Below are 2,472 nucleotides of genomic sequence, written 5' to 3' on the forward strand. Positions count from 1 at the left end.
TCCCCGCCCCCCACAACCACAAATGTTTGCCCCTTCCCCCCCGCCCCTTCAGGGGCGCGGGGAACTGCGCAATCCTTGAGGCCAGCCCCCACCGGGGCGCAGGCTGCCGGCTACACCGTGAACTTGACCGCTTCCAGCCAGCGGTTGTTCTCCAGGGAGCCGCCGAAGATGAACCCTTCACCCTCGCCCGGCTTGTCGCAGCCGAGCCCCAGCCAACCCCCGTCATGCACATGCGCGTTCTGGCACACGGCCCCACCCCCGTTGTCGACGTTGATGGTGAACCCCAGCAGATTCGGCGCGTCCTTCTTCGTACTGCCGATGTAGTTGTCGATCCCGTCGGCCGCACCCGACCAGGGCGCGATGTAGTGTCCCTGCCCGTTCGTCGTCGCGGGGTCGTTGACGAATGCCGCGCTGGCCGTCCCCTTGGTCCCCGACACGGCGATGTTGAGGCTCTTCAGCGGCGTGTTCTCCCCGACGGTGCCCGCCGTCTCGCCGTCGCAGACCGCTTCCGTCCAGCCGTCGTCCTTCACGAAGGCCCGGTAGCAGATGTGCTTCTTGTCGGGTTCCTCCGCGGCCAGTTCCTGGACGGCGGTCGCCGCGGTCCGCTCCGGGGCCTTGGTCTCCTTGTCGTCGTCGGAACCACCGCCTCCGGCTCCGGCCGCCGCCCCGCCCGCGGCCTGTGTCGGCGCGGCGGCCGGCGGCGTCGTGGGGGCGACGGTGGGAGTGGTCGGCATGGGCGGGGACGCGGTGGGGCTGCTGGGCGGCAGTGTGCTGATGCCGGCTTCCTGCAGTTTCTCCGTGGCCGTACTGCGCACCTGCGGCTTGTAGGCGATCCACAGCATCACGAAGGTGATGGCGAGCGCCATGAAGACACCCAGGAAGGTGGCGAGCCAGCGCGGCAGGAACCCCTTCTGGACGTACGTGCCCTGCACGTCCAGCGGGTCCACACCCGAGCGTTGGACGGCGAGGGTGTACGGCCTGTCCTCCTTGGATCCGAACCAGATGATCTGGCGCGGCTTCAGCGTCGTCTTGACGAACGCCGCACGCCCCGGCTCGATCTGCACGTTCGAGGGGTGGATGTCGTACGACAGGTGATCACCGTTGTCGGTGCCGCTCACCGACGCGGTGAGCTTCGTGTTGCCCAGGTTGTCCACGGCCAGCTTCGGACGCCCCCGGAAACGGCCCTTCACGGTCGGCGGCACCAACTCCGCCCGCACCTCCGTGAACGGAGTGATCGTCAGGTTCCCCTCGGGAACCGTCGTCGCCTCAGGATGCTCCGTCGGCGTGATCCGGACCGCGTACGCATTGGGCCCCGCCGTCGCATCGGGCGTACGCGGCGGCGCGAACGCGATGTCCACCGAACCCGTCGTCCCCGGATACAGCCGCAGAACCTGCGGCTCCACCCTCGCCCACGGCGCCAGCGGACCAACCGCCTCGAAGCGGTACTCGTCCACCACATCACCGGTGTTACGCAGACGCAGCCGCACCGTCGTACTGCCACCCGGGTCCACGGTCGCGGAGGCGGGCTCCAAGGAAGTCCAAAGGCTCACTCTGGGAACTTAAACACCGATCCCGTGCCGAGTCAGGAAGCAGCGGGGCAGGATGCGTGCCCGAACAGGCGGCACCGACTGCCCCTGGTCTCAGCCTCTGTTGGGATGAATGACCAGCCACTCCTGGTCATCGGTGTTGGAGCAGTGATACAGCGTCAGGTTCGTGTCGACGGTGCCGGTGCTGAACCCGGCCACGTCCAGGCACTTGTTGTTGCTGGCGAAGTTGCGGATCCAGTAGGCGCCGCTCTCCTGCTTGTCGATCCACCACAGGTCGTTGTCGGCCGTCGTGCCGTCGCACGGGGACTCGTATATCCCCACCTGCACGGGCTGGGCCCCGGCGTTCGGCAGGTCCATGCAGAGCTGGTCCTTGACGTTGCGGATCACGAAGAGGGCGGAACCGCCGGGTCCCCCCTTCGGCTGGCGCACCTCCAGGTTCCAGAGCTGGTTGTCCTCGGCCGGGTTCTCGGTGCAGGGGGCCTGCTGTACGCGGCCGGTCGCCTTGCCCTTCTCACGGCCCGGGAGGTCGGCGCACATCTTGGTGGTCGGGTTCCGCAGGAGGATCTCGGTCGCGGGGACGACGCTCTTCGGCTTCGGCTTCGGGGACGGGTTTCCCCCGCCACCGCCGCCACCGCCACCGCTGTCACCTGACGCAGTCGGAGCGGCGGGCTCGGAGGCCACCGGTTCGACGGACGGGGCCTTGGGCGCCTCGGGGGTCAGCGAGGGGGAGGGAGCCAGCGTGCTGATGCCCGCTTCCTGCAGCTTCTCGGTGGCGGAGCTGCGGACGCTGGGCTTGTAGGCGATCCACAGCATCACGAAGGTGATGGCGAGCGCCATGAAGATGCCGAGGAAGGTGGCGAGCCAGCGCGGCAGGAACCCTTTCTGGACGTACGTGCCTTCGACGTCCATCGGGTCCACACCGGAC

General features: G+C 68.3%; 2 protein-coding genes. Both read right to left on the bottom strand.

Translation table 11 applies throughout. The features are described from left to right. Window positions 1-110: 110 nt before the first annotated feature. The gene (locus ACFVH5_RS44295; protein WP_385839355.1) at window positions 111-1,550 is read right to left on the bottom strand and encodes a hydrolase; all 1,440 of its coding nucleotides are present in this window, start codon (window positions 1,548-1,550) and stop codon (window positions 111-113) included. Between the two features lie 90 nt (window positions 1,551-1,640). Further along, window positions 1,641-2,472: RICIN domain-containing protein (locus ACFVH5_RS44300; RefSeq protein WP_385839356.1), on the bottom strand; the 832-nt coding region annotated here is incomplete at its 5' end.

This window comes from Streptomyces sp. NPDC127119, from assembly GCF_042677425.1.
GTDB lineage: Bacteria > Actinomycetota > Actinomycetes > Streptomycetales > Streptomycetaceae > Streptomyces.